This window comes from Serratia sp. KG1D, assembly GCF_037150675.1.
Taxonomy (GTDB): Bacteria; Pseudomonadota; Gammaproteobacteria; order Enterobacterales; family Enterobacteriaceae; genus Serratia; species Serratia nematodiphila.
Map to the genome: position 1 here is coordinate 886,539 of NZ_JBAGIH010000001.1, position 23,563 is coordinate 910,101.

19 protein-coding genes are annotated in these 23,563 nt (G+C 58.8%); 17 read left to right on the forward strand and 2 right to left on the reverse strand.

Annotated elements, in window-relative coordinates; genetic code table 11:
• The first annotated feature begins 29 nt into the window (after positions 1-29).
• The 4 genes from ihfB to lpxK all read left to right on the forward strand — a co-directional run bounded on the left by ihfB (position 30) and on the right by lpxK (position 5,625).
• Complete coding sequence (ihfB, locus tag WFM45_RS04295; RefSeq protein WP_004928264.1) at positions 30-314, forward strand: integration host factor subunit beta; 285 nt, start codon at positions 30-32, stop codon at positions 312-314.
• A 276-nt stretch (positions 315-590) separates the two neighbouring features.
• Complete coding sequence (locus WFM45_RS04300; protein WP_336955687.1) at positions 591-2,861, forward strand: ComEC family protein; 2,271 nt, start codon at positions 591-593, stop codon at positions 2,859-2,861.
• 35 nt (positions 2,862-2,896) lie between these two features.
• Complete coding sequence (gene msbA / locus WFM45_RS04305; RefSeq protein ID WP_021504329.1) at positions 2,897-4,645, forward strand: lipid A ABC transporter ATP-binding protein/permease MsbA; 1,749 nt, start codon at positions 2,897-2,899, stop codon at positions 4,643-4,645.
• The gene (gene lpxK, locus WFM45_RS04310) at positions 4,645-5,625 is read left to right on the forward strand and encodes a tetraacyldisaccharide 4'-kinase (protein WP_048322733.1); all 981 of its coding nucleotides are present in this window, start codon (positions 4,645-4,647) and stop codon (positions 5,623-5,625) included. Before msbA ends, lpxK begins: the two co-directional genes overlap by 1 nt.
• A 2-nt stretch (positions 5,626-5,627) precedes the next feature.
• Here the strand turns inward: lpxK and hglS are convergent, their stop codons facing one another.
• Entirely contained in the window at positions 5,628-7,034 is a 1,407-nt protein-coding gene (gene hglS / locus WFM45_RS04315) for a 2-oxoadipate dioxygenase/decarboxylase HglS (RefSeq protein WP_033633443.1), read from the reverse strand.
• Between the two features lie 525 nt (positions 7,035-7,559).
• Here hglS and cspE point away from each other — a divergent pair.
• From cspE to WFM45_RS04345, 6 genes are all read left to right on the forward strand, one after another.
• Entirely contained in the window at positions 7,560-7,769 is a 210-nt protein-coding gene (gene cspE, locus WFM45_RS04320; protein WP_004928244.1) for a transcription antiterminator/RNA stability regulator CspE, read from the forward strand.
• Positions 7,770-7,992: 223 nt separating this feature from the next.
• Complete coding sequence (locus WFM45_RS04325; protein WP_004928241.1) at positions 7,993-8,214, forward strand: cold-shock protein; 222 nt, start codon at positions 7,993-7,995, stop codon at positions 8,212-8,214.
• A 113-nt stretch (positions 8,215-8,327) separates the two neighbouring features.
• Positions 8,328-9,554, forward strand: a complete 1,227-nt coding sequence (locus WFM45_RS04330; RefSeq protein WP_049241142.1) for a winged helix-turn-helix domain-containing protein — start codon at positions 8,328-8,330, stop codon at positions 9,552-9,554.
• A 298-nt stretch (positions 9,555-9,852) separates the two neighbouring features.
• Complete coding sequence (locus tag WFM45_RS04335; protein ID WP_004928237.1) at positions 9,853-10,035, forward strand: Trm112 family protein; 183 nt, start codon at positions 9,853-9,855, stop codon at positions 10,033-10,035.
• Positions 10,032-10,781 (forward strand): 3-deoxy-manno-octulosonate cytidylyltransferase, encoded by a 750-nt coding sequence (kdsB, locus tag WFM45_RS04340; protein WP_004928235.1) that lies wholly within the window; start codon positions 10,032-10,034, stop codon positions 10,779-10,781. The genes WFM45_RS04335 and kdsB overlap by 4 nt, the downstream gene beginning before the upstream one ends.
• Positions 10,782-10,931: 150 nt before the next feature.
• Positions 10,932-11,828, forward strand: a complete 897-nt coding sequence (locus WFM45_RS04345) for a YcbJ family phosphotransferase (protein WP_048322741.1) — start codon at positions 10,932-10,934, stop codon at positions 11,826-11,828.
• A 7-nt stretch (positions 11,829-11,835) separates the two neighbouring features.
• Here the strand turns inward: WFM45_RS04345 and elyC are convergent, their stop codons facing one another.
• On the reverse strand, positions 11,836-12,609 hold the full coding sequence (elyC, locus tag WFM45_RS04350) for an envelope biogenesis factor ElyC (RefSeq protein WP_015377333.1): 774 nt from the start codon (positions 12,607-12,609) through the stop codon (positions 11,836-11,838).
• A 152-nt stretch (positions 12,610-12,761) separates the two neighbouring features.
• Here elyC and cmoM point away from each other — a divergent pair, with 152 nt between their 5' ends.
• From cmoM to WFM45_RS04385, 7 genes are all read left to right on the forward strand, one after another.
• A complete protein-coding gene (cmoM, locus tag WFM45_RS04355; protein ID WP_004928230.1) occupies positions 12,762-13,547 on the forward strand; it encodes a tRNA uridine 5-oxyacetic acid(34) methyltransferase CmoM in 786 nt (261 codons plus the stop codon).
• Entirely contained in the window at positions 13,544-14,866 is a 1,323-nt protein-coding gene (mukF, locus tag WFM45_RS04360; protein ID WP_015377335.1) for a chromosome partition protein MukF, read from the forward strand. Before cmoM ends, mukF begins: the two co-directional genes overlap by 4 nt.
• Positions 14,847-15,575, forward strand: coding sequence for a chromosome partition protein MukE (gene mukE, locus WFM45_RS04365; RefSeq protein WP_004928226.1), 729 nt, complete (start codon positions 14,847-14,849; stop codon positions 15,573-15,575). The genes mukF and mukE overlap by 20 nt, the downstream gene beginning before the upstream one ends.
• Positions 15,572-20,020: a chromosome partition protein MukB gene (gene mukB, locus WFM45_RS04370; RefSeq protein ID WP_004928222.1), complete on the forward strand. Its 4,449-nt coding sequence runs from the start codon at positions 15,572-15,574 to the stop codon at positions 20,018-20,020. Before mukE ends, mukB begins: the two co-directional genes overlap by 4 nt.
• 220 nt (positions 20,021-20,240) lie before the next feature.
• The gene (ldtD, locus tag WFM45_RS04375) at positions 20,241-22,049 is read left to right on the forward strand and encodes a L,D-transpeptidase (protein WP_250601992.1); all 1,809 of its coding nucleotides are present in this window, start codon (positions 20,241-20,243) and stop codon (positions 22,047-22,049) included.
• A gap of 180 nt (positions 22,050-22,229) precedes the next feature.
• A complete protein-coding gene (locus tag WFM45_RS04380; RefSeq protein ID WP_004928217.1) occupies positions 22,230-22,778 on the forward strand; it encodes a YcbK family protein in 549 nt (182 codons plus the stop codon).
• Between the two features lie 64 nt (positions 22,779-22,842).
• Positions 22,843-23,490, forward strand: coding sequence for an MBL fold metallo-hydrolase (locus WFM45_RS04385; protein WP_015377338.1), 648 nt, complete (start codon positions 22,843-22,845; stop codon positions 23,488-23,490).
• The last annotated feature ends 73 nt before the right edge of the window (positions 23,491-23,563 follow it).

A 23,563-nucleotide genomic window follows, 5' to 3' on the forward strand; every position in this document is an offset into this window, starting at 1 on the left:
GTAGTTTAGCTGCAAAGCTTGGAGGTACTATGACCAAGTCTGAACTTATTGAAAGACTTGCTGGCCAGCAATCTCATATTCCGGCGAAGGCCGTTGAGGATGCAGTGAAAGAGATGCTTGAGCACATGGCCGCTACGCTGGCCGAGGGCGAACGCATTGAGATCCGCGGATTCGGCAGTTTTTCTCTTCACTACCGTGCCCCGCGTGTAGGCCGCAACCCGAAAACCGGTGACAAAGTCGAGCTGGACGGCAAGTACGTTCCTCACTTCAAACCAGGCAAAGAGTTGCGTGACCGCGCCAATATCTATGGCTAGTCGCTGACTGATCATAGCGTTGTTGCTTGTAAAGAATATAAAACGGTGCCTGTAAGGCGCCGTTTTTTTTCGCCTGCGATTCTCCACGATACGCTTGTGAATTGCGTACTGCGCCGCATTTGCGGTGTAGTTGCTGCATAAACCTCTCTTACCCTGGCGCGCTCGCCGCATTCTCGCTAAAGCCCGCTGGTCGCGGCATGCCGCTTGACTCATCCTGTTTGCCTGCCGTAACGCGCTTGTGCGCGTGGCGGGTGCGATGGGAGAAGAACGATCAAAATTTCGCTGGATCTGGCGATATTCGCCGTTATCTGCGGCATCCTGCCGCTGCTGATTTTACCGCAGTTGCCAGAACTATGGCTGCTGTGGCCGATGCTGTTTGTCGGCTGCTTGCTGTTGCGCGCGCGTTGGCCATTCTGCCGCTATTTGGCCTGCCTGGGATTGGGATTCATATGGGCGGTTTTCAACGCCGGCAGCCTGATCGGGCAAATGGAGCGCTTAACTCGCATGCCGGACGTGACGGCGGTGGTGCTGGTGAGCAGCGTCGCGCTGGAGCCCGCCGCCAGTAAACAGACGCTGATGCGCATCGAGCGGGTCGACGGTCATTGGTTGGCGCCTGCGCTGGCGTTTACCACGACGTGGGCTCCAGAACGGCAGCGGCTGTGCGCCGGGCAGCGTTGGCAATTGAAACTGCGCCTGCGGCCGGTACATGGCAAGCTCAATGAAGGCGGATTTGACAGCCAACGTTGGGCGATCGCCCAGCGCCAGCCGTTGACGGGGCGGGTCAGGCAGGCTCGTTTGCTGGATGGCGATTGCGGGCTGCGCCAGCGCATCATCAGCCATGCGGAAACCAACATCGGTGCATTGCGTTACAAGGCGGTATTGCTGGCGCTGGCGTTTGGGGAACGAACCGCGCTGGAGCAGGCTTTGCGCACGCTGATGCTGAAAACCGGCATCGCTCACCTGATGGCCATTTCAGGGTTGCATGTGGCGATGGTCGCCATTTTGTTCTGGGCCGCGTTGCGAGCGCTGCAGTTTTTTCTGCCCGCCCATTTGATTGGCTATCGCTTTCCATTGGTCGCAGGCTGGGTGGCGACGCTGATCTATGTTTGGTTGGTGGGCGCCCAACCGCCGGCGGTGCGTACCGCGTTGGCGATGACGCTGTGGATGCTGCTGCGCTTGCGCGGCGTTCATTGTTCTTCCTGGCAAGTGTGGCTGTGGTGTATCGGGCTGATTTTGCTGTGCGATCCGTTGGCGGTTTTGTCAGACAGTTTTTGGCTGTCGGTGCTGGCGGTGGGGTGTTTGATTTTTTGGTTTGAATGGGCGCCGCTCAGCGAGCGATTTCGCTCGGCCTGGTATTGGGCGCCGGTACGCTGGCTGCATATTCAGCTGGGCATGACGTTGTTGCTGGTGCCGATGCAGGTCACGCTGTTTTTAGGTCTGACGCTGACCTCGCTGCCCGCCAATCTTTGGGCTGTGCCCATCGTCTCATTGGTGACGGTGCCGTTGATTTTGCTGGCGGTGATCGGCGGCGCCTTCCCCTCGCTAAGTTACGGGCTTTGGTGGTTGGCAGATTTCACGTTGAGCGGGGTGTTTGTGCCGCTGCATTATCTGCAACGCGGTTGGGTGGATTTGGGGGCCGCCTCGCTGCTGGCCAGCATAGCGGGATGGCTTATCGTTATCTGCTGGCGCTTTCATTGGTGGTGGCGCTATGCGCCGGGGCTGGCGGCGGTGGCGATATGCTGCGTGTTGTGGCGTGGCAAAGCGCCGGACTATCGCTGGCGCGTCGATATGCTTGATGTCGGGCACGGGTTGGCGGTGGTTATCGAGCAAAACGGCAAGGGGATACTGTACGATACCGGCGATCGTTGGCCCGCGAGCAGCGCCGCCGAACGGCATATCTTACCGATGTTGAACTGGCGGAATATTGAACTGGAGCAGATCATTATCAGCCATATTCACCTCGATCATATCGGCGGGCTGCCGGTGATGCGGCGGGCATTTCCTCAGGCGACGGTGCGCAGCCCGATACGCGGGGAAGGACACTTGCCCTGCGTCGCCGGTGAGCGTTGGCGCTGGCAATCGCTGCAATTCGAGGTGCTGTGGCCACCGAAAACGCGCAAAAGGCCGGTCAATGACGACTCCTGCGTGATCCGCATCGACGATGGGCAATTCAGTCTGCTGCTCACTGGCGATGCGGAAAAGCAGGCGGAGGCGCAGCTGTTACGGTTGCGGCGCGATCGCTTGGCGGCAACGGTGTTGCAGGTGGGGCATCACGGCAGCAAGACGTCCTCGACGCCGCCGTTTCTGCGCGCGATCAATCCCGAAGTGGCGCTGGCCTCCGCATCGCGTTACAACAAATGGCGATTGCCGGCGCGGAAAGTGGTCGCCAGATACCGGGCAAATGGCATCCAATGGCGCGATACGACGCGCTCCGGTCAGTTATCGGTACTTTTTTTCGACAACGATTGGCAAATTAAAGGCTTTCGCGAACAATTAATGCCCCGTTGGTACCATCAGCGGTTTGGCGTAGAGGGTGATAATGAGTAAAATAGGCCGCTATTTCTTCCGATGCTGGTATTTGCATGATGAATGATAAAGATCTCTCGACCTGGCAGACGTTCCGTCGACTCTGGCCGATGATCACTCCTTTTAAGACCGGGCTGATTGTGGCCGCCATTGCGTTGATTATGAACGCAGCGGGGGACACGCTGATGCTGTCTCTGCTTAAACCGCTATTGGACGATGGGTTTGGAAAAACCGACAGCAGCGTGCTGGTATGGATGCCGTTGGCGGTGATTGCGCTGATGTTGATGCGCGGCGTGACCAGTTTTGTTTCAAGCTACTGCATTTCCTGGGTTTCCGGCATGGTGGTGATGCAAATGCGCCGCCGCCTGTTTGGCCACATGATGAGAATGCCGGTGGCCTTCTTCGATCAGCAGTCCACCGGGACTTTGCTGTCGCGCATTACCTATGATTCCGAGCAGGTAGCTTCCTCCTCTTCCAGCGCGCTGGTGACCGTGGTGCGTGAAGGAGCCTCGATCATTGGCCTGTTCATCATGATGTTCTACTACAGCTGGCAACTGTCGGTGATCCTGATCGTGCTGGCGCCGATCGTCTCCATCGCCATTCGCCTGGTGTCCAAGCGTTTTCGCAACATCAGCAAGAACATGCAGAACACCATGGGGCAGGTCACCACCAGCGCCGAGCAGATGCTGAAAGGCCATAAAGAAGTGCTGATCTTCGGCGGCCAGCAGGTGGAAACCGAGCGCTTTAACTCGGTGAGCAACCGCATGCGCCAACAGGGCATGAAACTGGTCTCCGCGTCTTCCATTTCCGATCCGATCATTCAGCTGATCGCTTCGCTGGCCCTGGCGTTCGTGCTGTTTGCCGCCAGCTTCCCAAGCGTGATGGAAACCCTGACCGCCGGCACCATTACCGTGGTGTTCTCGTCGATGATCGCGCTGATGCGTCCGCTGAAGTCGCTGACCAACGTCAATGCCCAGTTCCAGCGAGGGATGGCGGCCTGTCAGACGCTGTTCTCCATTTTGGATATGGAACAGGAAAAAGACACCGGCACCCGCGAAGTGAAGCGTGCGAAAGGCGATATCGAATTCCGCAACGTCACCTTCTACTACCCGGCCAAAGAAACGCCGGCGCTGCGTGATATCAACCTGAAAATCGCCGAAGGCAAGACCGTCGCGTTGGTGGGCCGTTCCGGTTCGGGTAAATCCACCATCGCCAACCTGCTGACGCGCTTCTACGATATTCAGGAAGGCGAAATCCTGATGGATGGCCACGATCTGCGTGAATATACCCTGGCCTCGCTGCGCAATCAGGTGGCCCTGGTTTCGCAAAACGTGCACCTGTTCAACGACACCATCGCCAACAACATCGCCTATGCGCGTGAGAGCGAATACAGCCGCGAGCAGATTGAGAAAGCGGCGGAAATGGCGTACGCGATGGACTTCATCAACAAGATGGAAAACGGTCTGGATACGGTGATCGGTGAAAACGGCGTGATGCTGTCCGGCGGCCAACGTCAGCGCATTGCCATCGCGCGTGCTTTGCTGCGCGATTGCCCGATCCTGATCCTGGATGAGGCGACGTCTGCGCTGGATACCGAATCCGAGCGTGCCATTCAGGCCGCGCTGGACGAGTTGCAGAAAGACCGCACTTCACTGGTGATCGCGCACCGTCTGTCGACCATTGAGAAGGCGGACGAGATCCTGGTGGTGGAGGACGGCCGCATCGTTGAACGCGGTGAACACGCCGAGTTGCTTGAGCGGCAGGGCGCCTATGCGCAGCTGCACCGCATGCAGTTTGGTCAATAATGATTGAGCGCATCTGGTCCGGCGGTTCGTTGCTTTATCTGGCGCTATTGCCGCTCTCGTGGCTCTATGGCTTGTTCAGTTGGCTGATCCGTCTCAGTTACCGCTGCGGCCTGCGTAAAAGTTGGCGTTCGCCGGTGCCGGTAGTGGTGGTGGGTAACCTCACCGCCGGCGGCAACGGCAAAACGCCGATGGTGATTTGGCTGGTGGAACACCTGCAACAACGGGGCTATCGCGTTGGCGTGGTGTCACGCGGCTACGGCGGCAAGTCGGCGGTTTATCCGCTGGTGCTCGGTCAGAATACGTCGACCCGCGTGGCGGGCGATGAGCCGGTGCTGATTTATCAACGTACCGGTGCGCCTGTGGCGATCGCGCCCAAGCGAGCCGAGGCGGTGCAGGCCCTGCTGCAACAACAGCCGCTGGATGTGATCATCACCGACGACGGCTTGCAGCACTACGCTTTACAGCGTGACTTCGAGCTGGTGGTCATCGACGGCGTGCGTCGTTTCGGTAACGGCTGGTGGTTGCCGGCCGGGCCGATGCGCGAGCGCGCTGCGCGGCTTGGCAGCGTCGATGCGCGCGTCGCCAATGGCGGCGTGGCGCAGGCCGGGGAAATTGCCATGCGCCTGCAGGCGCGTGATGCGGTGAACCTGCTGAGCGGTGAACGTCGCCCGGCGGCCGAGCTGTCGCGCGTGGTGGCGATGGCGGGTATCGGCCATCCGCCGCGTTTCTTCGCGACGTTGGAAAAGTTGAACGTCGAAGTCGTGCAGGAAGTGGCGTTTGCCGATCATCAGGAATATCAGCAGGAACAGCTGGCGGCGTTGGTTAATGCAGATCAAACGCTGTTGATGACGGAGAAGGACGCGGTGAAGTGTCGCGCCTTTGCCCAGCCCAATTGGTGGTATCTACCGGTTGATGCGGTGCTACCGTCCGCTCAGGCTGAGCAACTGCTGCAGGATATCGAGTCCCTGCTGACTAAGTAATCTCAGGATGCCAGCGTGGCAAGCCCCAGGGCTTGCGCGCAGGCTTCCAGCGAACGCTGCTGGGTTTGCTGATATAGCGCCAGCTCGTCGATCACCTCACTGCCCAACGCTTGTTCAAACGCTGCCCGGCTGGAAGCGGCATTGTACTGCGCGTGGCGGCTGTCACCCAGATTTGACTGGAAAATCCCCGCTGCGCTGACCGGCAGAAAATCTTCATACACCAGAGGCTGGAAGCGAACGTGTTCTTTCTCGATCAGTTGTTCCAGGGTGCTGTGCTTGTCCAGCGACTCTTTGGCCGCCAGGCCGCATTCGGTCGGGAAATAGCGGAACCAGGCCAGCTGTTGCTCACGCAGCGTGGCGTAATCATCCGGAAACGCCCGGAAGTTTTCCTCCAGCAGTTGATAGTAGCGCTCGGCATTCTTCTCGCTCGGCGGCGCCTGTAACGCATCGTTGGTCGCCTGCAGCAAACGGTCGTAAAGTTCGCGTCCTTTAGGCGTTAGCGCCACGCCGCGTTGTTCGATCTCGCCGAAGCGCGCGGTATGGTGACCGGCGATGGCGTGGCCGTCGTGCTCAACGAAATCGACGCTTTCTTCCAACGCTTTGAAGCTGGTTTGGCGCAGCAGGATCGCGCGGCGGCGGCGCGGCGGGCCCTCGATGACCGCTTTGGGCGTAATACCGCGGCCGGGCATCGCTTGCTGAACGCGATCGATATCTAGCGTACGTGGTGTCAGATGGTTGATATGCGGCCCTTTAAACGCCACCACGTCGGCGATCAGGCGATGCTGATCGTGCAGCTGCCGGTATTCTTCGGCGCTGACCGTCGCCTGGTTATGCCAGCGGAAAGTTTCCAGCGCTTGTTCGACAAATTCTTGCGCCTGCACTTCATTCAGCCCGCCTTGCGCTTCCTGCAGCGCCATCAGCTCCAGCGCGCGATCGGTAAAGATACGGCGGCGCGCCAGCAAGCGCTCGGCCAGCGCACGCAGCGCGGGATCTTCTATCAGTTCCAGGCGCAGCAGGGAGGTGAACACGCGGAAAGGACTGATCTGCAGCGCGTCTTCGTGTATGGCGCGAAAAGCGGTGGAGTGCACCGGAACGCCCGCCACCGACAGGTCATAGTAACCGACCGGCGCCATGCCCATCACCCGGAACAGGCGGCGCAGGGTGGCGAGTTCGTCCGCCGTGCCGACCCGGATCGCGCCGTGGCGCTCCATGGCCAGGCGTTCGATCTCGCCGGTGATTTGCAGTTGATGAGCCAGTGCGGCATCTTCGCGTAGAACCTGCCGGTTGGTTTCCGCCACCAGCTCCAGCAGATCGCCGTACAGCGGTACCTCTTTTTGATACATGTCCGACATCGCGTGAGAGAATCTGGCGCGGATTTCATTAGGTGAAACGAACTGCTGGGCGGTCATGCGCATAGCTCCTTGATTCAGCATAATCTGAAAAATCGTGTTTTTAGCGGCAAAAGTGCTGGTGAAAAAGCCGTCTGCCTTGTTTTCCCCTCAAGTTTAGCCATCTGATTTGGGATTTGTTATAGCGGCGTCAAGCATATTAGAGTTTTATGCGTTAGCTCTCATTTGCAGCGCTCAGACGGGAAAATGATGCCCCGGTGAGGAGAGGAACGCGCTGGAGCGGCTGCGGTGAGCGTTAAATTAAGTCATGTATATTCATGGGGATAAAAATAAATTCGGCGCAATGATGAATTTATTGCAATAAACCTCTTGTGCATTCACCATTTTTATGAGTAAATGCAAGTCGGCCTGTAACCCAGACCTATTTATGTTCGAGTTTAGAGTTAAGCAGTTCCTCCAAAAACGTTATCATCCGATTCCGCTTCAAAGACGAACCTTCTAAGTACCTCCCATAAGTAATGTTTCTGAAATGGCCGCAATTGCCTCTTATGGCAGGTTCTGTAAATATATTTAAAGGTAAAAGTAATGTCTAAGAAGACGGGTCAAGTTAAGTGGTTCAACGAAAGCAAAGGTTTTGGTTTCATTGAGCAGCACGACGGCGGCAAAGATGTATTCGTACACTTCTCCGCAATCATGACCGACGGTTTCAAGACCCTGGCTGAAGGCCAGCGCGTCGAGTACACCATCCAGGACAGCCCGCGCGGGCCGGCTGCCGCCAACGTAGTTGCTCTGTAAGAAGACAGGGAACGCGTATAAAGAGATCTTAATACAACCATGGTGACGCTTCAGCGCTGAGTCATGCGGAAGATATTAAGTTCAACAAGCCCGCCTTAGTGCGGGTTTTTTATTTTTTTGCTCACGAGAGGTTTGTTACGAAAAACTTTAGGATGGGCTGGTAGCGTCCAGACAATATAAAAAATGACGTTGTCAAGGATGCTCAAGTAAAAGGATATAAGTTATGTTTAAAAATACTGTGTTAAAAATGGGTCGTGTGAAATGGTTTAATCAGGCCGAAGGCTATGGTTTTATTTCACCGGTAGATGGCAGCGACGAAATCTATGTCAACCGCAACGCTATCGCCAACACCAAAAATAAGTCGTTGAACGAAGGTCAGAACGTTGAGTTCTCGATCTATCGCAGCTCGCATGGGCTGTCCGCGGCAGACGTTATCGCGTTCTGATCGCATCCTCCTTCCTCGCCAGTGCCGGTGTCGCCACCCGCAAGCACTGGCGAAGATAAATCCCGCGATATCCACTATTATCAGGCCATTGCCTACTCGCCACGGATATCAGGATGACCACCCCGACCATTTCCCTTACCGCCGCTCGCGCACTGCACCTTGCCGCCCAGGGGCTGCTTTCTCCGCTTAAACGCCAGGCTCGGCCCGATGATGTCGTGAGCGCGATCCAGCGCATGGGGCTGTTACAAATCGATACCATTAGCGTCGTCGCCCGCAGCCCGTATCTGGTGCTGTTCAGCCGTTTGGGGGCCTATCAGCCGGAGTGGCTGGAGCAGGCGCTCGCCGGCCGCAAGTTGTTCGAGTATTGGGCGCACGAGGCCTGTTTCCTGCCGATCGAGGATTTTGGTCTGTTGCGGCATCGCATGCTGGCGCCGCATGATATGGGCTGGAAATACTCGGCCGACTGGGTGCAGCAGCACCAGGCGGCGATGGACAACCTGCTGCGGCATATCGAACAACAGGGGCCGGTACGTTCCGCCGATTTCAGCGCCGAGAAGAAAGGCAACAGCGGGTGGTGGGACTGGAAACCGGAGAAACGGCACCTGGAGATCCTGTTTACCGCCGGCAAGCTGATGGTGGCCGAGCGTCGCAACTTCCACCGGGTTTACGATCTAACCGAAAGGCTGCTGCCGGCCTGGGACGATGCGCGTCATGCGCTGCCTGCGGAGCGGGCGCGACGGCAGATGTTGCATCGCACCTGCCGCTATCTGGGCATTTTCCGCGCCGAGTGGTTGGCGGATTATTATCGGCTGAAACGCGTGGCGCCAAAAGCCTTGCTGGCAGAGCTGCAGGCGCAGGGGGAAATTTCGCCGGTGCAGGTAGAGGGGCTGGAAGGGCAGTTCTATGTGCATGAATCACTGGCGGAACTGCTGCCGCTGGCGGAGCAGGGCAAACTGAAATCGACGGTCACCAGCCTGCTGTCGCCTTTTGATCCGGTGGTGTGGGATCGCCGCCGGGCGCTCGAACTGTTCAACTTTGACTATCGGCTGGAGTGTTACACGCCGAAAGAAAAACGTCGCTATGGTTACTTCACGTTGCCGGTGCTGCATCGGGGCGAACTGGTGGGGCGGATTGACGCCAAGGCGCACCGTCGCCAGGGCATCTTCGAGATCATCAGTTTCCATGCGGAGCCGCAGGTGCGCTTCGGCAAACAGCGAACGCAGGACATCCGGCAGGCCATCGCGCGCACGGCCAAATGGCACGGTGCGCAACGCGTCGCGCTGGGCGACATTCCGGCCGCGTTGGCCGCGGAATGGGGTGCCGGCTGGGAAGTGGGATAACGAGCGACGCCGTCGGTGGGGTAAAACGAAGTGAAGCGTCGCTCGTTACAAAGGGGCTCAGTGGCTGAAGTTAGCGAACAGAGCGATGATTTTATGCAGACGTTTGATCATGTATCACGGCTTTCTTTTGTGATTTGTGTCACAAAATTCTACGCCGGGATGCGCCGCAGTTCAAGCTGTCGCGCTGACGCAGTGAGGAAATATCGGCACCTTGGCGCCGCCGATGATTAACCTGAGGCCGGGCGTTATGCTATCCTCACTGCCTTTCCCAGATGACCTATCCCCTAGCGGAGGATGCATGGACCACCGTTTACTCGAAATCGTTGCCTGCCCGGTATGCAACGGCAAACTCTATTTCAATAAAGAAAACCAGGAACTGGTGTGCAAAGCGGACGGGTTGGCTTACCCGCTGCGCGACGGCATTCCGGTGCTGTTGGAAAATGAAGCGCGTGCGCTGTCGCTGGATGAGAAGCACGCATGAGTTTTATCGCTATTATTCCCGCCCGCTACGCCTCAACCCGTTTGCCGGGCAAACCGCTGGCCGATATTCACGGCAAGCCGATGGTGGTGCATGTGATGGAGCGCGCCCGTGAGTCCGGCGCCAGCCGCGTCATCGTGGCGACCGATCATCCTGAAGTCGCCAAAGCGGTGGAAGCCGCCGGCGGCGAAGTGTGCATGACCAGCCCGGATCACCATTCCGGCACCGAGCGTTTGGCGGAAGTGATCGCGCACTACGGCTTTGCCGACGACCAGATCATCGTTAACGTGCAGGGCGATGAGCCGCTGATCCCACCCGTTATCGTGCGGCAGGTGGCGGAAAACCTGGCGGGCAGCCAGGCCGGCATGGCGACGTTGGCGGTGCCGATCGAGAGCGCCGAAGAGGCTTTCAACCCCAATGCGGTGAAGGTGGTGATGGACGCGCAGGGCTACGCGCTCTATTTCTCACGCGCCACCATTCCGTGGGATCGCGAGCGTTTCGCCGCGTCGAAAGAGAGCATCGGCGACAGCCTGCTGCGTCATATCGGCATCTACGCATACCGCGCGGGCTTCGTGCGCCGCTACGTCAGCTGGGCGCCGAGCCAACTGGAGCAGATCGAGCTGTTGGAACAGCTGCGCGTGCTGTGGTACGGTGAAAAGATCCACGTGGCGGTCGCGAAAGCGATCCCGAGCGTGGGGGTCGATACGCCGGAAGACCTCCAGCGCGTGCGCGACAGCATTCAACCCTGAGCCTGATTTCGTCGGCGCGCCGCGCAACGCGCCGACGATGCAATACCCCCATTATTGATCCCCGTTTTGTTGATCTGCGTTGAAGAATTTTTCCGCTCGCCGTTCGATGATGTTACGCATCCCCCCTAATTAGCCTGAGGTGAATGCCTTATGGAGCAGTTACGCGCCGAACTGAGCATTGTGCTGGGTGAGTCCATCAGCCGGCTGGAGCGGGTGAGCGAACAGCCTTATGCGCATATGTATTCGCTGTACGATCGGCAGGGCAACGCGATCCCGCTGATGGCGAAAAGCTTTATCTGTCGGGGCATCGCCCAGCAGGAGGCGTACAAGCTGTCGATGCTGGCGCGCGACGGGGATATTCGCCTGCCTACGGTGTATGGTGTGGTGTGTACCCACCAGGCGCCGTATACGGAAATCCTGCTGATCGAGCGCCTGCGCGGCGTGTCGGCTGAGGCGCCGACGCGCTCGCCGGATCGCTGGAATATGCTGATGGAGCAGATCGTTGACGGGATATTGGCCTGGCACCGCATCGACAGCCACGGCAGTGTCGGCAGCGTTGACAGCACGCAGGAGAATGATTGGTTTTGCTGGTATCAACAGCGGGTCGAAGTGCTGTGGGCGACGGTGGTCAATCTCACCACCCCGCAGTTGACCATGGCGGATCGGCGTTTGCTGTACCGCACGCGCGAAGCGCTGACCCATTTCTTCGTCGGCTTCGATGATCCCTGTGTTCTGGTGCATGGTAACTTATCGCTGCGCAACATGCTGAAAGATCCCAAAAGCGATCAACTGCTGGCGATGCTCAATCCCGGCGTAGTGCTGTGGGCGCCGCGTGAATACGATCTTTTCCGCCTCTGCGAGGCGGGCATGCCCAGCCAGCTGCTGTTCAGCTATCTGCAGCGGGCGCCGGTCGCCGACGCTTTCCTGGCGCGGCGCTGGCTATATGTGGTGTGGGAAGCGGTAGGGCGTTTGATCCATACCGGCAAGCTGGAGCGGCGGCCGTTCGACTATGCATCGCAACAGCTGCTGCCCTGGCTGGCCGGTTGAACGAGCTTTACTCTGCGCCGGCGCTATCTGCGCCCTTCAGCCATTGCCACAGACTACCCAGCGTTTCATACCAGGCGCGCTCGGTATGGCCGAGGAACATTGACGACGGTGTGGCGCGATCCCAGATATTCAGCGGCGAGTCGATCGCCAACTGGTTGGCCGGCGCCGGGATCGGGTGCAGCCCCTTAGCCTTGAAGAAACGCATGGCGCGCGGCAGATGGTTGGCGGAGGTCACCAGAATGAACGGTTGCTCGCCGACCAATTTGGCGACCTGAGCGGCCTCTTGCTCGGTATCGCGCGGTTCCCCCAAGATCACCATATCACTGCGCGGCACGCCCAGGCTTTCGGCCACCAGCGCCGCAGTGGCGGCGTTGCTTTGCATGGGGCCGGCGGACGCGCCGGTGAACACCATCCTGGCGCCGGGATGTGCAAGGTAGAGCCGCACGCCTTCCGTCACGCGCGGCAAACTGTTGCCGAGCAGGTTTGAACTGGGCGCCCAATCGGGATTGTAGGTATAACCTCCGCCCAACACGACGATGTAGCTGACCGGATCGTTACCGCGATAAGTCTGGTATTCGGCTTCGATCGGCCGCAGCAGTCGGTCGGCCACCGGTTGCAGGCTGAAAAGCAGTAAAAACAACCAGCTCAGCGTGAAAATCGTCTTACCGCTTTTTTGCCAGCGGGTGAACCACAGCAGCAGCAGCGCCAGCCCCATCAGCAGCATCAACAGCGGCAGTGGCATCAGCAGGGCGCCAAAGAACTTTTTCAGGTTGAACAGCATCGAAAATCAGATCCTTTTGGGTGAAAAAGCGGCATCCAGGTATAAACAGGCCGCAAGAAGATACATTCTAAGTCAGTCTGTGCCAAAATAGCAGGTTTGAATGGGCGTGCGCTTTGCCGCCGACAAGAATGAGATCAGCGGAGCCGTTGTCCATGCAGGATCGCAATTTTGACGATATTGCTGAAAAATTTGCGCGTAATATTTACGGCACCACGAAAGGAAAAATCCGCCAGGCGGTGGTTTGGCAGGATCTGACCGGGCTGCTGGCGCAGTTGCCGCAGCGGCCGCTGCGCATTCTCGACGCCGGGGGCGGTGAAGGCCATATGGCCTGCCAACTGGCAGAATTAGGACATCAGGTGTTGTTGTGCGATCTTTCTGGTGAGATGATCCAGCGCGCCGCGCTGCTGGCGGAGCAGAAAGGTGTGAGCCAGAACATGCAATTCGTACAAAGTTCTGCGCAGGATATCGCTCAACATTTGGAACAGCCGGTTGATCTGATATTGTTTCATGCAGTGCTTGAATGGATCGCCGAGCCCGAAGCGGCGCTGCAGGCGTTGTATGACTGCCTGACGCCGGGCGGCGCGCTGTCGCTGATGTTCTTCAACGCCAACGGCCTCTTGATGCGCAACGTGGTGTTGGGTAATTTCCAACTGGTGGATCCCGAGGTCAGACGGCGCCGCAAGCGTTCGCTGTCGCCGCAATATCCGCACGATCCGCTATTGGTCTACGGTTGGTTGGAACAACTGGGCATGCGCATCGGCGGCAAAACCGGCGTGCGGGTGTTCCACGACTATCTGCAGAGCAGACAGCTGCAAACACAAAAATTTGAAGAGTTACTGGCGCTTGAACAGCACTATTGCCGGCAGGAGCCGTACGTGAGTTTGGGGCGCTATATTCACGTCATGGCGCATAAACCAAACCTGAAGGACGAACTATGAGTGAATTTTCCCAGACAGTACCCGAACTGGTCGCCTGGGCACGGAAAAATGATTTCTCTATTTCGCTCCCTACGGAGCGTCTCGCATTTCTGCTCGCCATCGCCACCCTGAACGGCGAACGACTGGACGGCGAGATGAGCGAAGGTGAGCTGGTTGATGCATTTCGCCATGTCAGCAAGGGTTTTGAACAGACGCATGAAACGGTGGCGATGCGTGCCAACAATGCGATTAACGACATGGTGCGCCAGCGCCTGTTGAACCGTTTTACCAGCGAGCTGGCGGACGGCAACGCGATTTACCGCCTGACGCCGCTGGGTATCGGCATTACCGATTACTATATTCGCCAACGCGAATTCTCCACGCTGCGTTTGTCGATGCAGCTGTCTATCGTGGCGCAGGAACTCAAACGCGCCGCCGATGCCGCCGACGAGGGCGGCGACGATTTCCATTGGCACCGCAACGTGTTCGCGCCGTTGAAATATTCGGTGGCGGAAATCTTCGACAGCATCGACATGACCCAACGCGTGATGGATGAGCAGCAGCAGAGCGTGAAGAACGACATCGCGGCGCTGCTGAGCAAAGATTGGCGGGCGGCGATCTCCAGCTGCGAGATGCTGCTGTCGGAAACCTCGGGCACCCTGCGCGAGCTGCAGGATACGCTGGATGCGGCGGGCGATAAGCTGCAGGCCAACCTGCTGCGCATCCAGGACGCAACCCTCGGCAACGTGGAGCTGGGTTTCGTCGATAAGCTGGTGTTCGATCTGCAAAGCAAGCTGGATCGCATCATCAGCTGGGGGCAGCAGGCGATCGACCTGTGGATCGGCTACGATCGCCACGTGCATAAATTTATCCGTACCGCTATCGATATGGACAAAAACCGCGTGTTCGCCCAGCGCCTGCGCCAGTCGGTGCAAACCTACTTCGACCACCCATGGGCGCTGACCCATGCCAATGCCGATCGTCTGCTGGACATGCGCGACGAAGAACTGGCGCTGCGCAGCGATGAAGTGACCGGGGAACTGCCACCGGATCTGGAGTTCGAAGAGTTCAGCGAGATTCGCGAACAGCTGGCGGCGATGATCGAAGAGGCGCTGAAGGTGTACCAGGAACAGCAGATGCCGCTCAACCTTGCGGCGGTGATGCGCGATTATCTGGCGCAATATCCGCGTGCGCGTCATTTCGACGTGGCACGTTTAGTGGTCGACCAGGCAGTGCGCCTCGGTGTGGCTGAAGCAGATTTCTCAGGGTTGCCGGCGGAATGGCAGGCAATCAATGATTACGGAGCCAAGGTCCAGGCCCATGTCATCGACAAATATTGAACAAGTAATGCCAGTCAAGCTGGCCAAGGCGCTGTCCAACTCGCTGTTTCCGGCATTGGATAGCCAACTGCGCGCGGGTCGTCACATCGGTATCGATGAGCTGGACAACCACGCCTTTTTAATGGATTTCCAGGATGAGCTGGAAGAATTTTACAACCGTTACAGCGTCGAGCTGATTCGGGCGCCGGAAGGTTTCTTCTATTTGCGCCCGCGCTCCACCACGCTGATCCCGCGTTCGGTGCTGTCCGAGCTGGATATGATGGTGGGTAAGATCTTGTGCTACCTGTATCTCAGCCCCGAGCGCCTGGCGCACGAGGGCATTTTCAGCCATCAGGAGCTGTACGACGAGCTGCTGAGCCTGGCCGATGAGAACAAGCTGCTGAAGTTCGTCAACCAGCGTTCTACCGGTTCGGATCTCGATCGGCAGAAGCTGCACGAAAAGGTGCGCACCTCGCTGAACCGTCTGCGCCGCCTCGGCATGGTCTATTTCATGGGCAATGACAGCAGCAAGTTCCGCATTACCGAGGCGGTGTTCCGCTTCGGCGCCGACGTGCGCAGCGGCGACGATCCGCGTGAAGCGCAGCTGCGCATGATTCGCGACGGCGAGGCGATGCCGGTTGAAACCAGCCTGTCGCTGAACGATGAGAATGACGCTGAGGATCAGCAGGTTGATAACGCTCCTGACGGTGCAGAGGATGAACAGGAATGATTGAACGCGGTAAATTTCGCTCGTTGACGCTGGTTAACTGGAACGGCTTCTTCGCCCGCACCTTTGATCTGGATGAGCTGGTGACCACGCTGTCCGGCGGTAACGGGGCGGGGAAATCCACCACCATGGCGGCCTTCGTCACCGCACTGATCCCCGACCTGACGCTGCTGCACTTCCGTAACACCACCGAAGCGGGCGCCACCAGCGGCTCGCGCGACAAAGGCCTGCACGGCAAGCTGCGCGCCGGCGTGTGTTACTCCACCCTTGACGTCGTCAATTCACGCCACCAGCGCGTGGTGGTAGGCGTGCGTCTGCAGCAGGTGGCGGGGCGCGACCGCAAGGTCGATATCAAACCGTTCACCATTCAGGGGCTGCCGACCGCGGTACAGCCGACTGAATTGCTGACCCAGACCGTGGGTGAGCGCCAGGCGCGCGTGCTGTCGCTGCAAGAGTTGAAAGAGCGCGTGGAAGAGATGGAGGGCGTGCAGTTCAAGCAGTTCAACTCCATCACCGATTACCACTCGCTGATGTTCGATCTGGGCGTGATCCCGAAACGCCTGCGTTCGTCCGCCGATCGCAGCAAGTTCTACCGTCTGATTGAGGCGTCGCTGTACGGCGGCATCTCCAGCGCCATCACCCGCTCGCTGCGCGATTACCTGTTGCCGGAGAACAGCGGCGTACGCAAGGCGTTCCAGGACATGGAAGCGGCGCTGCGCGAGAACCGCATGACGCTGGAAGCGATCCGCGTCACCCAGTCAGATCGCGACCTGTTCAAGCATCTGATCTCCGAGGCCACCTCCTATGTGGCGGCGGACTATATGCGTCATGCCAATGAACGCCGAATCCATCTGGACGGTGCGCTGGCGCTGCGCAGCGATCTGTTGGGCAGCCGCAAGCAGCTGGCCGCCGAACAGTATCGCCATGTGGAAATGGCGCGCGAGCTGAGCGAACAGAGCGGCGCCGAATCCGATCTGGAAACCGATTACCAGGCCGCCAGCGACCACCTGAATCTGGTGCAGACGGCCATGCGTCAGCAGGAGAAGATCGAACGCTATGAAGCCGATCTGGAAGAGCTGACTTACCGTCTGGAAGAGCAGAACGAAGTGGTGGCCGAGGCGAGTGAGCAACAGGCCGAAAACGAAGCGCGCGCCGAAGCGGCCGAGCTGGAAGTGGATGAGCTGAAGAGCCAGCTGGCCGACTACCAGCAGGCGCTCGATGTGCAACAGACCCGCGCCATTCAGTACCAGCAGGCGCTGCAGGCGTTGGAGCGCGCACGCGCGCTGTGCCAACTGCCGGACCTGACCGCCGATAATGCCGAACAGTGGCTGGATACCTTCCAGGCCCGCGAGCAGGAAGCGACCGAAGCGCTGCTGATGCTGGAACAGAAGCTGAGCGTGGCCGACGCCGCGCACGGCCAGTTCGAGCAGGCCTATCAGCTGGTGGGTAAAATCGCCGGCCAGGTCAGCCGCAGCGAAGCCTGGCAGTGCGCGCGCGAATTGCTGCGCGACTGGCCTTCGCAGCAACACCTCGCCGAGCGCGTTCAGCCGCTGCGTCTGCGCCTGAGCGAACTGGAACAGCGCCTGCGCTCGCAGCAGGACGCCGAGCGCCTGCTGCAAGAATTTTGCAAACGCCATGGTCAGGAGTACCAGCCGGACGATCTCGACATGCTGCAGCAGGAGCTGGAAGAGCGCCTGGAAGCGCTGTCGCAGAACGTCAGCGAAGCCGGCGAACGCCGCATGGAGATGCGCCAGGAGCTGGAGCAGATCCAGCAGCGCATCCGTGAGCTGACGGCGCGCGCCCCGGTGTGGCTGGCGGCGCAGGACGCCCTGAGCCAGCTCAGCGATCAGAGCGGAGAGCCGCTGGAAAACAGCCAGCAGGTGACCGAATACATGCAGCAGCTGCTGGAGCGCGAGCGTGAAACCACCGTCGAGCGCGACGAAGTGGCGGCCCGCAAGCGCGAAGTGGAAGCGCAGATCGAACGTCTCAGCCAGCCGGGCGGCGCGGAAGATCAACGCCTGGTCACTTTGGCCGAACGTTTCGGCGGCGTGCTGCTGTCGGAAATTTACGATGACGTCACCATCGACGACGCACCTTACTTCTCGGCGCTGTACGGCCCTTCGCGCCACGCCATCGTGGTGCCGGATCTGTCGCTGGTGCGCGAGATGCTGGAAGGGCTGGAAGATTGCCCGGAAGACCTTTACCTGATCGAAGGGGATCCGCAGTCGTTTGATGACAGCGTGTTCGCCGTCGAAGAACAGGACAAAGCGGTGGTGGTGAAAATCGCCGATCGCCAGTGGCGTTATTCCCGCTACCCGGAAGTGCCGTTGTTCGGCCGCGCGGCGCGCGAAAACCGCCTGGAAGTGCTGCATGCCGAGCGTGAAACGCTGGCGGAGCGCTATGCCACGCTGTCGTTCGACGTGCAGAAAACTCAGCGCTCGCACCAGGCTTTCAGCCGCTTTATCGGCACCCATCTGGCGGTGGCGTTCGACGCCGATCCGGAAGCGGAGATCCGCGGCCTGAACGCCCGTCGCGGCGAGATCGAGCGTGCGCTGAACAATCACGAAGCGCAGAATCAGCAGCAGCGCCAGCAGTACGATCAGGCCAAAGAGGGCATTTCCGCGCTCAACCGCCTGATGCCGCTGGTGTCGTTGCTGAACGATGAAACGTTGCAGGATCGCGTCGACGAGATCCGCGAAGAGCTGGAAGAAGCGCAGGACGCCGCGCGCCACATTCAACAGCACGGGGTGTCACTGACCAAACTGGAGCCGCTGCTGTCGGTGCTGCAGAGCGATCCGCAGCAGCATGAACAGCTGCAGCAGGACTACGCGCAGGCGCAAAGCGTGCAGCGTCAGGCCAAACAGCAGGCGTTCGCGTTGACAGAAGTGGTGCAGCGTCGCGCACACTTCAGCTATACCGACTCCGCTGGCATGCAGAATGCCAACAACGATCTCAACGACAAGCTGCGCCAGCGTCTGGAACAGGCGGAAGCCGAACGCGCCCGCGCCCGTGAGCAGCTGCGTCAATATCAAACCCAGTTCACCCAATACAGCCAGGTGCTGGCCTCGCTGAAAAGCTCGTATGACGCCAAGCGCGACATGCTGAAAGAGTTGAGCCAGGAGCTGGTGGATATCGGCGTGCAGGCCGACGCCAACGCCGAAGCGCGCGCGCGTCAGCGCCGCGACGAGCTGCATGCGGCGCTGAGCAACAACCGCGCTCGCCGCAATCAGCTGGAGAAACAGCTGACCTTCTGCGAAGCCGAAATGGATGGCCTGCAGAAGAAACTGCGCAAGCTGGAACGCGACTACCATCAGCTGCGCGAGCAGGTGGTGACCGCCAAGGCGGGCTGGTGCGCGGTGATGCGCCTGGTGAAAGACAACGGCGTGGAACGCCGTCTGCATCGCCGCGAGCTGGCGTATATGGATGGGGACGAGCTGCGCTCGATGTCGGATAAGGCGCTCGGCGCGCTGCGTCTGGCGGTGGCGGACAACGAACACCTGCGCGACGTGCTGCGTCTGTCGGAAGATCCGAAGCGGCCGGAGCGTAAGATTCAGTTCTATATCGCGGTGTACCAACACCTGCGCGAGCGTATCCGCCAGGACATCATCCGCACCGACGATCCGGTCGAGGCCATCGAGCAGATGGAGATTGAGCTGGGCCGTCTGACCGAAGAACTGACCGCGCGCGAGCAGAAGCTGGCGATCAGTTCGAAAAGCGTGGCCAACATCATTCGAAAAACCATTCAGCGTGAGCAGAACCGCATTCGCATGCTGAACCAGGGGTTGCAGGCCGTGGCTTTCGGCCAGGTGAAGAGCGTCCGTCTGAACGTCAATGTGCGCGAAGCGCATGCCACTCTGCTGGACGTGCTCTCCGAGCAGCAGGAACAGCATCAGGATCTGTTCAACAGCAACCGCCTGACCTTCTCCGAAGCGCTGGCCAAGCTGTATCAGCGCCTGAATCCGCAGATCGACATGGGGCAGCGCACGCCACAGACCATTGGCGAGGAGTTGCTGGACTACCGCAACTACCTGGAAATGGAAGTTGAGGTGTACCGTGGTTCCGACGGCTGGCTGCGTGCGGAAAGCGGCGCGTTGTCTACCGGTGAAGCCATCGGTACCGGGATGTCAATCCTGGTGATGGTGGTGCAGAGCTGGGAAGAAGAGTCCCGCCGCCTGCGCGGTAAAGATATCTCGCCGTGTCGCCTGCTGTTCCTCGATGAAGCGGCGCGTCTGGATGCCAAGTCGATCGCCACGCTGTTCGAACTGTGCGATCGTCTGGAGATGCAGCTGATCATCGCGGCGCCGGAAAACATCAGTCCGGAGAAGGGCACCACCTATAAACTGGTGCGTAAGGTGTTCCAGAACCACGAGCATGTGCACGTGGTGGGGCTGCGCGGTTTCGCTGGCGAGCCGCCGGCGCTGGGCACTGCGCCGGTTGAGACGCCGTAACGCAGAAAAACGCCCTAAAAATCCGAAAATAGCCGCCGCAGGGTGGCTATTTTTTTGTGCGCGTGGATGATAGTCCTGCTTTTTTATCCGTTGAAAAGCGGTTAGTTTAATCAGATAAACAGTAATTCGACGTCCTCAGGGCGAAACGGCCTTTCTGTTTGTATACTGAAACTATATGCAATTTTTGACGTTTTTTTTGTGAGCATACAGGGGGCAAGGGATGTTGCTTAAAAAGGGAAACTCTCTACGACGTTTGGCGCTGAGTGGCGCTATCGCCTGTAGTCTTGTGTCGTCGTTTTCCGCCTTGGCCACCGTAACGGCGTTACCGGTGGCATCAGCAGGCATGTCCGTTGCGCAGAGTCGTTCTGAACTGCTGGCCGCGTTGCCGCGCGGTATGGATCTGCACTACCTTTCCACGCTGGCGCCGCTGTATGCGGCGAATCATATGCAGCCGATGTGGCAGGATCGCGAGGCCGTTCAGCAATTTCAACAGCAGCTGGCCGAACTGGCGATGTCCGGCGTACAGCCGCAGTTCACCCAGTGGGTGAAGATGTTGACCGATCCGGCGCTCAGTGAAGCGGGCCGCGATGCGGTGTTGTCCGATGCGATGCTGGGCTATTTGCAGTTTGTATCCGCCATCGGCGCCAACGGCAACAACTGGCTGTACAGCAATATTCCTTACAAGCTTGGTTTGCCACCCACGGCGGTGATCAATCAATGGCAGCTGGCGGTGCGCCAGGCGCGAACCCTGAGCTACGTGAATTCGCTTGCGCCGCAGCATCCGCAATACGCCAAGATGCATCAGGCGCTGCGTGACATGCTGGCGGACAACCGCCCCTGGCCGCAGGTGGGCAGGGGCCCGAGCCTGCGCCCAGGCCAAATGAGCAACGATATCCCGGCGCTGCGTGAGATCCTGACGCGCACCGGCATGCTGGCCGCCTCGGCGCCGGAAGCGGAGCCGGAACCGGCGGTGGTTTCGGCGAAGAGCAATGAACCCGACGACGGCGGGCTGACGGTAGACGAAGAGAAAAGCCGCGTGACGGTCAGCCCATCGGCGGCGCCGGTGACGGAGTTGACCGCGGAACAGACGCCGCCGCAGATCGGCAGCGTGGTGAGCGACAACCTCTATACCAACGAGCTGGTGGAGGGCGTCAAGCGTTTCCAGAAATGGCAGGGGTTGACGGCGGACGGCGTGATCGGCGTGCGCACCCGCGAGTGGCTCAACGTGTCACCGAAAACCCGCGCCGCGCTGTTGGCGCTGAATATCCAGCGCTTGCGCATCTTGCCGGGGCATGTCGGCACCGGCATTATGGTGAACATTCCCAACTACTCGCTGACCTACTATCAGAACGGCAACGAAGTGTTGTCCTCCCGCGTTATCGTCGGGCGGCCGAGCCGTAAGACGCCGTTGATGAGCAGCGCGTTAAACAACGTGGTGGTCAACCCGCCTTGGAACGTGCCGACTACGCTGGTGCGTGAGGATATCGTGCCGAAGGCGATGCGCGACGGTAACTATTTCCAGAAACACGGCTATACCGTGCTGTCAGGCTGGAGCAACGATGCGGAAGTGATCAACCCGGCGATGATCGACTGGAGCATGGTTTCTGCGCGCAACTTCCCGTATCGCGTCCGTCAGGCGCCGGGGGCCACCAACTCGCTGGGGCGTTTCAAGTTCAATATGCCGAGCTCGGATGCCATCTACCTGCACGATACCCCGAACCACAGCCTGTTCCAGAAAGACATCCGCGCGCTCAGCTCCGGCTGCGTGCGGGTGAACAAGGCTTCCGATTTGGCGAATATGCTGCTGCAGGATGCCGGCTGGAACAATAGCCGCGTTTCCTCCACGCTGAAAGAAGGCAATACCACTTATGTGAATATTCGCCAGCGTATTCCCGTAAAACTGTATTATCTAACCGCCTGGGTTTCGGATGATGGCCAACCGCAATTCCGTACAGATATTTACAATTATGATAATACGGTGAGATCGGGCGCACAAATTTTGGCTCAGGCCAAAAAATTAATGCAGTAAATGCAGTAATTATAAATAAATAACGGTCAGAATGTTTGGCTATACCGCAGGCCCTCGTAGGCGGGGGCCTGTAAACCTAGGCGTATCGCGGGTTGACTCAGCATACGCAGGCGGTTATGGTTCGGACAGTGCGCTGCTTTGTGCATTTATTTTGACATTCTTGCCGGGTTTAACAGAGTCATGGACAAAATTGATCATCATCGCCGTAAATGGCTGGCGCTAGGTGGCGCCGCTATGGGCATAGCGCTGCTTCCAGGGCAGGCATTTGCCAGTCTTTCCACCGCTCGACCGCGTATTTTAGTGCTGAATAACCTGAATACCGGTGAATCTATTAAAGCCGAGTTCTTTGACGGCAAAGGCTACAATAAAGAAGAGTTGGTTCGGCTAAATCATCTGTTCCGCGATTATCGCGCCAACAAGGTTAAATCGATCGATCCCAGCTTGTTTGATCACCTCTATCGCCTGCAGGGGCTGCTGGGTACCAGCAAGCCGGTGCAGCTGATCTCCGGTTACCGTTCCGTAGATACCAATAACGAATTGCGCGCGCACAGCCGTGGTGTGGCCAAGCACAGCTACCATACCAAGGGCCAGGCGATGGATTTCCATATTGAAGGTATCCAATTGAGTAATATCCGTAAAGCGGCGTTAAAAATGCGCGCTGGTGGTGTAGGATATTACCCACGTAGCAACTTCGTGCACATCGATACCGGCCCGGTTCGGAGCTGGTAATCGCGGTGCCCTCAGTGAATAACGCCGCTCCTTGCGGAGGCGGTGTTATTGTCGTTGGAGCCTTATGAAATACCATCTTATTCCCGTTACCGCCTTTAGCCAGAATTGCAGCCTGATCTGGTGTGAAAACACGCAGCAGGCGGCGTTGGTCGATCCCGGCGGCGAAGCGGAAAAAATCAAAGCGGAAGTGGCGAAACAGGGTGTGACAATCACGCAGATTTTGCTGACGCACGGCCATTTGGATCACGTCGGTGCGGCGGCGGAGCTGGCGGAACATTATCAGGTGCCGATTTACGGCCCGGATAAAGAGGACGCTTTTTGGCTGGATGGTTTGCCGGCGCAGAGCCGGATGTTCGGGCTGGAAGAGTGTGCGCCGCTGACCCCGACCCGTTGGTTGTCGGAAGGCGATGAGATGCAGGTGGGCGAGATGACGCTCAAGGTGTTGCATTGCCCTGGGCACACACCGGGCCACATCGTCTTTATCAATGAGCAGGCGCGTTTGGCGCTGGTGGGTGACGTGCTGTTTAACGGCGGCGTGGGACGCAGCGACTTCCCGCGCGGTGATCATCAGGCGCTGATCGCCTCTATTCGCACCAAGCTGCTGCCATTGGGCGACGATATGCGCTTTATTCCCGGCCACGGCCCGATGTCGACCTTTGGCCACGAGCGCCAGACCAATCCGTTCCTGCGCGAAGAGCCGGCGGTGTGGTAACGATTATTTCCCGGCCGAAATAATCAAGGGCGCATAGAGCGCCCTTTTTTTATGATTTATGACCTGCGTCGAT

Coding starts and splice junctions, on each gene's coding strand:
- ihfB (WP_004928264.1), top strand. CDS start 30: ATGACCAAGTCTGAACTTATTGAAAGACTTGCTGGCCAGCAATCTCAT.
- msbA (WP_021504329.1), top strand. CDS start 2,897: ATGATGAATGATAAAGATCTCTCGACCTGGCAGACGTTCCGTCGACTC.
- lpxK (WP_048322733.1), top strand. CDS start 4,645: ATGATTGAGCGCATCTGGTCCGGCGGTTCGTTGCTTTATCTGGCGCTA.
- hglS (WP_033633443.1), bottom strand. CDS start 7,034: ATGACCGCCCAGCAGTTCGTTTCACCTAATGAAATCCGCGCCAGATTC.
- cspE (WP_004928244.1), top strand. CDS start 7,560: ATGTCTAAGAAGACGGGTCAAGTTAAGTGGTTCAACGAAAGCAAAGGT.
- WFM45_RS04325 (WP_004928241.1), top strand. CDS start 7,993: ATGTTTAAAAATACTGTGTTAAAAATGGGTCGTGTGAAATGGTTTAAT.
- WFM45_RS04330 (WP_049241142.1), top strand. CDS start 8,328: ATGACCACCCCGACCATTTCCCTTACCGCCGCTCGCGCACTGCACCTT.
- WFM45_RS04335 (WP_004928237.1), top strand. CDS start 9,853: ATGGACCACCGTTTACTCGAAATCGTTGCCTGCCCGGTATGCAACGGC.
- kdsB (WP_004928235.1), top strand. CDS start 10,032: ATGAGTTTTATCGCTATTATTCCCGCCCGCTACGCCTCAACCCGTTTG.
- WFM45_RS04345 (WP_048322741.1), top strand. CDS start 10,932: ATGGAGCAGTTACGCGCCGAACTGAGCATTGTGCTGGGTGAGTCCATC.
- elyC (WP_015377333.1), bottom strand. CDS start 12,609: ATGCTGTTCAACCTGAAAAAGTTCTTTGGCGCCCTGCTGATGCCACTG.
- cmoM (WP_004928230.1), top strand. CDS start 12,762: ATGCAGGATCGCAATTTTGACGATATTGCTGAAAAATTTGCGCGTAAT.
- mukF (WP_015377335.1), top strand. CDS start 13,544: ATGAGTGAATTTTCCCAGACAGTACCCGAACTGGTCGCCTGGGCACGG.
- mukE (WP_004928226.1), top strand. CDS start 14,847: ATGTCATCGACAAATATTGAACAAGTAATGCCAGTCAAGCTGGCCAAG.
- mukB (WP_004928222.1), top strand. CDS start 15,572: ATGATTGAACGCGGTAAATTTCGCTCGTTGACGCTGGTTAACTGGAAC.
- ldtD (WP_250601992.1), top strand. CDS start 20,241: ATGTTGCTTAAAAAGGGAAACTCTCTACGACGTTTGGCGCTGAGTGGC.
- WFM45_RS04380 (WP_004928217.1), top strand. CDS start 22,230: ATGGACAAAATTGATCATCATCGCCGTAAATGGCTGGCGCTAGGTGGC.
- WFM45_RS04385 (WP_015377338.1), top strand. CDS start 22,843: ATGAAATACCATCTTATTCCCGTTACCGCCTTTAGCCAGAATTGCAGC.